General features: G+C 66.5%; 6 protein-coding genes. 2 read left to right on the top strand and 4 right to left on the bottom strand.

The window, feature by feature from the left end:
• From EOD07_RS18830 to EOD07_RS18815, 4 genes are all read right to left on the bottom strand, one after another.
• Positions 1 to 424, bottom strand: a 424-nt coding sequence (locus EOD07_RS18830) for a Gfo/Idh/MocA family oxidoreductase (protein ID WP_164772345.1), incomplete at its 3' end; no start/stop codon positions are given.
• A 266-nt stretch (positions 425 to 690) separates the two neighbouring features.
• Positions 691 to 1,479: an SDR family oxidoreductase gene (locus tag EOD07_RS18825; RefSeq protein WP_040985682.1), complete on the bottom strand. Its 789-nt coding sequence runs from the start codon at positions 1,477 to 1,479 to the stop codon at positions 691 to 693.
• Positions 1,480 to 1,660: 181 nt separating this feature from the next.
• Positions 1,661 to 2,248, bottom strand: coding sequence for a YceI family protein (locus EOD07_RS18820; RefSeq protein WP_040985683.1), 588 nt, complete (start codon positions 2,246 to 2,248; stop codon positions 1,661 to 1,663).
• A gap of 41 nt (positions 2,249 to 2,289) precedes the next feature.
• Positions 2,290 to 3,219, bottom strand: a complete 930-nt coding sequence (locus EOD07_RS18815) for a hypothetical protein (protein WP_164772344.1) — start codon at positions 3,217 to 3,219, stop codon at positions 2,290 to 2,292.
• A 172-nt stretch (positions 3,220 to 3,391) separates the two neighbouring features.
• Between EOD07_RS18815 and EOD07_RS18810 the strand changes: the two genes are divergently transcribed.
• Both EOD07_RS18810 and EOD07_RS18805 read left to right on the top strand, forming a co-directional pair.
• The gene (locus tag EOD07_RS18810) at positions 3,392 to 4,894 is read left to right on the top strand and encodes an aldehyde dehydrogenase family protein (RefSeq protein WP_127236539.1); all 1,503 of its coding nucleotides are present in this window, start codon (positions 3,392 to 3,394) and stop codon (positions 4,892 to 4,894) included.
• A gap of 4 nt (positions 4,895 to 4,898) precedes the next feature.
• Positions 4,899 to 6,014: GMC family oxidoreductase N-terminal domain-containing protein (locus EOD07_RS18805; protein ID WP_127236538.1), on the top strand; the 1,116-nt coding region annotated here is incomplete at its 3' end.

Genomic DNA, 6,014 nt, shown 5'->3' with positions numbered 1-6,014 from the left:
GCACGAACACCTTGCCGGTCTTCTCGACCAGCGCCGCCAGCTTCTTCGCCTCGGCCAGCGAGGTCGCAAGCGGCTTGTCGCAGATCACATGGATGCCGGCCTCGAGGAAGGCCTTGGCCGCCGGCACATGCACATTGTTTGGCGTCACGATCGCCACCGCCTCGATGCCGTCGGGACGCTTGGCCTCGGCCTTGGCCATTTCGGCATAGGAGCCATAGCTGCGTGACGGATCGAGCCCGAGTTCTTCGGCCGACGCCTTTGCCCGTTCCGGGTTCGACGACAATGCGCCGGCCACCAGCACGAAGTCGTTGTCCATGCGCGCCGCGATGCGATGCACCGCACCGATGAAGGCGCCCTGCCCGCCGCCGACCATGCCATAGCGGATCGGGCCGCCTCCCGCTTCCGACTTCGATGCGCCGACCATTTCTTGTCCTCTCTTCTTGGTGTCACCTCCCCCTCGAGGGAGAGCCGATCCGCGCAGCGGATCGGGTGGGGTCGCCCGGCGTGGAGTTCGGCATGAACCGACCCTTCCCGGCCCTTCGGGCCACCCTCCCCTCACGGAGGAGGGAAGGCAAGCGTCAAATCCCCATCATCGCGCGCAGCAGCTTCTTGTCGGTGGTGCCGGCGGCGAAATCGTCGAAATGCTTCCAGTCGGCGGGTCTGTTCTGGTCGTTCATCGCCATCTCCAAATCAATCGACAAAAGCGAGCGTCGGCAGGTCGACCACGGTGGCACCGCCATCGACGGTCAGGATCGAACCATTCATCATCGCCGCCTCGCTCGAAGCGACGAAGCAGATGACGTTGGAGACCTCCTCCGGCGTCGCCGGCCGGCCGAGCGGCACGTCCTTGGTGACAAGCCTGTAGGCTTCCTCGATCGAGCCCAGCCCGTGCTTGTCGACAATCACCTGCATCTGCTCGTCGGCCATGGCGGTCGCCACCCAACCGGGGCAGATGATGTTGGTGCGCACGCCCTGGCGACCGTAGTCGCGCGCCAGCGATTTGCCGAAGCCGACGCAGGCATGCTTCATGGTGACGTAGCCCGCCGCCGCCGGTCCGGCGAACAGGCCAGCGATCGAGGCGACGACGACGATGTTGCCCTTGCGCGCGATCAGATCGGGCAGGCATTCCCGGGCGCAGACGAAAGCGGTGTCGAGATTGGTGCGCGTCGCCAGGGCCCAGGTTTCGTCGCTCATCGTCACCGTCGGGCCGACGCCGTGGCCGCCGGCATTGGCGACGAGGATATCGACCGGGCCGATCTTATCGTGAACTTCGGCGAGGGCGGCGCGGACCGCCTTGGCGTCGGCGGCGTCGCCCTGCACGACCAGCCCGCCAATATCCCTGGTCACGGCCTCGAGCGGCTCTCGCCGCCGCCCCATCAGCACGACTTTGGCTCCCTCTGCCGCCATGCGCCGGGCGACAGCGGCGCCGATGCCGGTGCCGCCACCGGTGATGAAGGCCGTCTTGCCGGAAAATCTCATGCCGCGGTCCTTATGGGCACGCGCCCAAATGCTGCTGATCGTTGGTTTGGAGTGTGCGACGGGAGATGCCTTCCGTCTTGTCCGAGCGGGAACTTTGTTTTGACTGAGCGCGCACTTCCGCGCTCCTCTTGTATGCCGCGCGACCTTGCCGCGCGGCATCATGCGTTTGGCTTCCGGCGGCCTATTTCTTGACCGCCTCGAGATCGATGACGATGTCGACCTCTGGCCCGAGGCCGAACCCATCGGCGGCCTTGGCCATTGGGAAGTCGGCGGTGCTGACCTTGCCGGTGGCGCTGAAAGCCGCCTTGGTCAACGTCGCGTCCCATGGCGCGGGCGCTTCATTGAGCAGCTTGACGTCGAGCGTTACCTCCTTGCTGACGCCGCTGATGGTGAGGTTGCCGGTGACCTTGCCGGTCTTGTCGTCGACCTTCTCGACCTTGGTACTTTCGAAGCTGATGGTCGGAAACTCGGCGGCGTTGAAGAAGTCCGGGCCTTTCAGGTCGCTGTCGCGCTGGTCGAAGGCGGTGTGGACCGAGCCGACATCCAGCTCGGCCTTGACGCTGCTTTTGGTGACGTCCGCCTTGTCCATGACGATCGAGCCTTTGACCGCGTCGAACTGGCCGTGGGCGATGCCATAGATGCCATGCTTGACGGTGAAGGTGACCCAGGCGTGCTGGCCGTCGATGTCGTAATTATCGGCATGCGCCGCGGCAGTCAGGATCGATGCGCCGGCGAAAGCGAGCGCGGCAATCAGTTTTGTCGTCCTCACATGTTTTCTCCCTGTTGTTGGTTGTTGTGTTTGGATCCGGCTCAGGAAAAGCCGAGGGCGGCCCCATGCGGCGCCCAGACGATCGCCGTCACGATGGCCAGAATCGCCGGAACGGCGATCAGGATGCCGGCGACCAGCGGCCGCAGGGACCGTGCGCCGGGAAGCAGGTTTTGCAACGGGCCGCGCACGAGCGCGACGGCGAACGGCGGCAAGGACGACAGGATGAGCGCGGCGGGATTGGCCTTGGGCGCGAGCAGCGCCACCTGGACCAGCACCGTCGCGGCGGCATAGAGCAACAGGAACTCGACGCCCTTGCTCCATGCGGCGGTCGCGCCGCCGCGCAACGCAGCGAGATACTGCGCGAGGCACCAGCCGCCGATCAGCGCGGCAATCGAGCCGAGCAGCTGCCCGGTGACGATCGAGGCGCCGAGCACCGAGACGATGGCGCCGGCGAGCGACAGGGCGAGAACCGCCGCCGGTGCGAGGAACGGCTCTTCCGCCGACGGCGATGGCGAAGCCTCCTGCGCGACCAGCATCGCGGCGCCAATCAGCGTCAGCAGGCCGACAGCAAGTGCCGCAATCAGCTGCAGATCGAGAGCGCCGCCGGCCAACCGCCGCCAACCGAGCCACAGGAAGGCCGCCGCGAAAGCGACGACGGCGAGAAGACTCGTTGCGCGTCCCAACACCCGCTCGGGCAGCAGGCCGATGACGGTGCCGGCGAAGGCGAGATAGATCAACTTCTGGCTGGCGGCGACAGGCGGCATGACCGGTGGCCCGAGCGTGTCCCAGTAGAAGAACAGGAGCAGCGCTGCCCAGAACAACGTGAGCACCAGCGATGCCGCCGGCAAAACAAAGCGTGCAGCGAGCGCCAGCGCGATGCCGAGCAGCAGCGGCAGCGCGGCCGTGGTGACCATCGGATTGCCGAGAACCGCGCTCAAATCGTCTTCACCTTCCAGGACCCACGGAGACATGCCAGCGTGGCCGATCTCATCCCGCAATCTTGATTGGCCTCGGGCGAGCCGTCTTGTCCGAGCGGGAACTTTGTTTTGACTGAAAGCGCACTCGCGGCCGCGCCGGCTTGAAGGGCGTTGGCGCACTCCATAACCCTCTCGAAAAATGTTCATCAATTGCGAGGAGGATGGCGTGAACGAGAGAACCGTGCCGCCGATCAGCGCGGCTGCCGCCGCATTCCTGTCGCGGCCGCATCGACCCTTCATAAATGGACGTTTCGTCAACGGTCTTGCCGGCGAAGGGCTGGCGGTCGATGATTCCGCTTCCGGCGAGATCGTCGCGCATGTGCCCGAGAGCGGCCCGGAACTCGTCGACCAAGCGGTGCGTGCGGCGCGCGCGGCGCTCGAGGGGCCATGGGCGTCGATGCGTCCGGTCGACCGCCAGAACCTGATGCTGAAGCTTGCCGACGCGATCGAGGCCGATGCCGACCTTCTGGCCGAAATCGAAAGCATCGAGAACGGCAAGTCGCTCAGCGTCGCGCGCATGCTGAGCGCGGGCGGCGCCGTCGACTGGCTGCGCTACTATGCTGGCTGGGCGACCAAGATCGAAGGCTCGACGTTCCAGGTTTCCATTCCCGTGCCGCCTGGGGCGAAGCACCAAGCGATGACGGTGATGGAGCCAGTGGGTGTCGTCGGCGCCATCGTGCCGTGGAACTTTCCGCTGCTGATCGGCATGTGGAAGATCGCGCCGGCGCTCGCCTGCGGCTGCACCATCGTGCTCAAGCCGCCGCAGGAAACACCGCTCGGCCTGCTCAGGCTCGCCGAACTGATCGAGGCAGCGGGCTTCCCGCCCGGCGTCATCAACATCGTCACCGGCAGCGGCACTGTGACCGGTGAGGCGCTGATCCGCCATCCCGGTATCGACAAGCTGACCTTCACCGGCTCGACGGAAGTGGGAAAGCGCGTTGGCCACGCCGCGGTCGACCGCATCGCGCGCTTCACCCTAGAGCTCGGCTCCAAGTCGCCGATGATCCTGCTCGCAGACATGGAGGACGGCGTCGAGCCGCTGCTCGCCGGGCTCGGCATGTTCTTCAACCAGGGTCAGGTCTGCACCTCGGCGGCGCGGCTCCTGATCGAGAAGCCGATCTACGACCGCACGCTGGCGCGGCTGGCCGAAATCGCCGACGGCATGACGATGGGCGCCGGCCGCGACGCGGAGGCGCAGATCAATCCACTGGTCTCGGCCAAGCATCGCTTGAGCGTGCAGGGTTTCGTCGAGCGCAGCCTGGCGGTGGGTGTCGAACGCGTGAGCGGCGCGCGACCCGTGCCTACGAAAGGTCACTATGTGGCGCCGACCATCCTCCACCATGTGAAACCGGAGATGGAGATCGTGCGCGAGGAGGTATTCGGGCCAGTGGTGGCGGCGATGCCGGTCGCCGATCTCGACGAGGCGATCCGCATCGCCAACGACACGCGCTACGGGCTGTCGGCCTCGATCTGGACCCGTGACATGGGCAAGGCGATGACGGCGATCCACGGCCTCAAGGCCGGCACGGTGTGGGTCAATTCGCACAACACGCTGGATCCGGCAGCGCCCTTTGGCGGCTTCAAGCAATCCGGCATCGGCCGCGAGCATGGCCGCGCGGCGATCGAGGGCTACCTCGAAACCAAGACCGCCATCATGCGCTACGCCTGATCCGATGACGGACATCTACGATTACATCGTCGCCGGCGCGGGCTCGGCGGGCTGCACGGTGGCGAGCCGGCTGGTCCAGGCCGGCAAGCGCGTGCTGGTCGTCGAGGCTGGCCCCGCGGACAACACGCGCTTCATCGATATGCCGGCCACCTTCGCCAAGGTGATCGGCACGGCGCGCAGTTGGATCTACCAGTCGGAGCCGGAGCCGAGCGTCGGCGGCCGCTCGCTGCCGATCCCGCAAGGGCGCACGCTCGGCGGCGGCTCTTCGATCAACGCCATGCTCTACATAAGGGGTCAGCCGGAAGACTATGACGGCTGGCGCGATCTCGGTTGTCCCGGCTGGGGCTGGGACGAGGTGTTGCCGGTGTACAGGAGGCTGGAGCGCAACGAGCGGCTTGCCGGCGAGTTGCACGGCTCCGAAGGACCGTTGCCGGTCTCCGATCCGCGCAACCGGCATCCGCTGTCCCTCGCCTATGTGCGCGCCGCCCAGCAAGCCGGCTACCGCTTCAATGACGACTTCAACGGCGAGCGGCAGGAAGGCGTCGGCTTCTACCAGACCACGACCGCAGACGGCGAAAGGCAGTCGGCCGCCAAGGTGTTCTTGCGGCCGCTCGCCGGCAACGCCAATCTCACGGTCGTCACCGATGCGCTGGTGACGGCGCTCACGCTGGAGAACGGCGCCGCGACCGGCCTCTCCTATCAAACGCCGGACGGCCATAACCATACCGCCTCGGCGAAGGACGAAGTGATCCTTGCCGCCGGCGCGCTTGCGACGCCGAAACTGATGATGTTGTCCGGTCTCGGCCCGGCCGCGCATCTGGCGGAGATAGACATTCCCGTCGTCCGCGACATGCCGGCGGTCGGGCGGGACCTGCAGGACCATGTCGCCGCCCCGCTCTACGCGCTGACCCGCAAGCCGGTCTCGCTGCTCGGCGAGGATCGCGGCTTCAAGGCGCTGCGGCATGGCATCGAATATCTCCTGTTCCGGCGCGGCCTGCTCGCCTCCAACGTGGTCGAGAGCGGCGGCTTCTTCGACACCGATGGCGATGGCCGACCCGACGTCCAGTTCCACGTGTTGCCGGTGATGATCGAAAACGCCGAGCACGGCTCGGTCGAACGC

The sequence above is a fragment of the Mesorhizobium sp. M2C.T.Ca.TU.002.02.1.1 genome (assembly GCF_003997225.1).
Note: the sequence above shows the minus strand (reverse complement) of the source record. Positions and strands in the feature narration are given on the sequence as shown.

Bases quoted from the DNA above. Each gene is read 5' to 3' on its own strand.
- EOD07_RS18825 (WP_040985682.1), bottom strand. From the start codon at position 1,479: ATGAGATTTTCCGGCAAGACGGCCTTCATCACCGGTGGCGGCACCGGC.
- EOD07_RS18815 (WP_164772344.1), bottom strand. From the start codon at position 3,219: ATGTCTCCGTGGGTCCTGGAAGGTGAAGACGATTTGAGCGCGGTTCTC.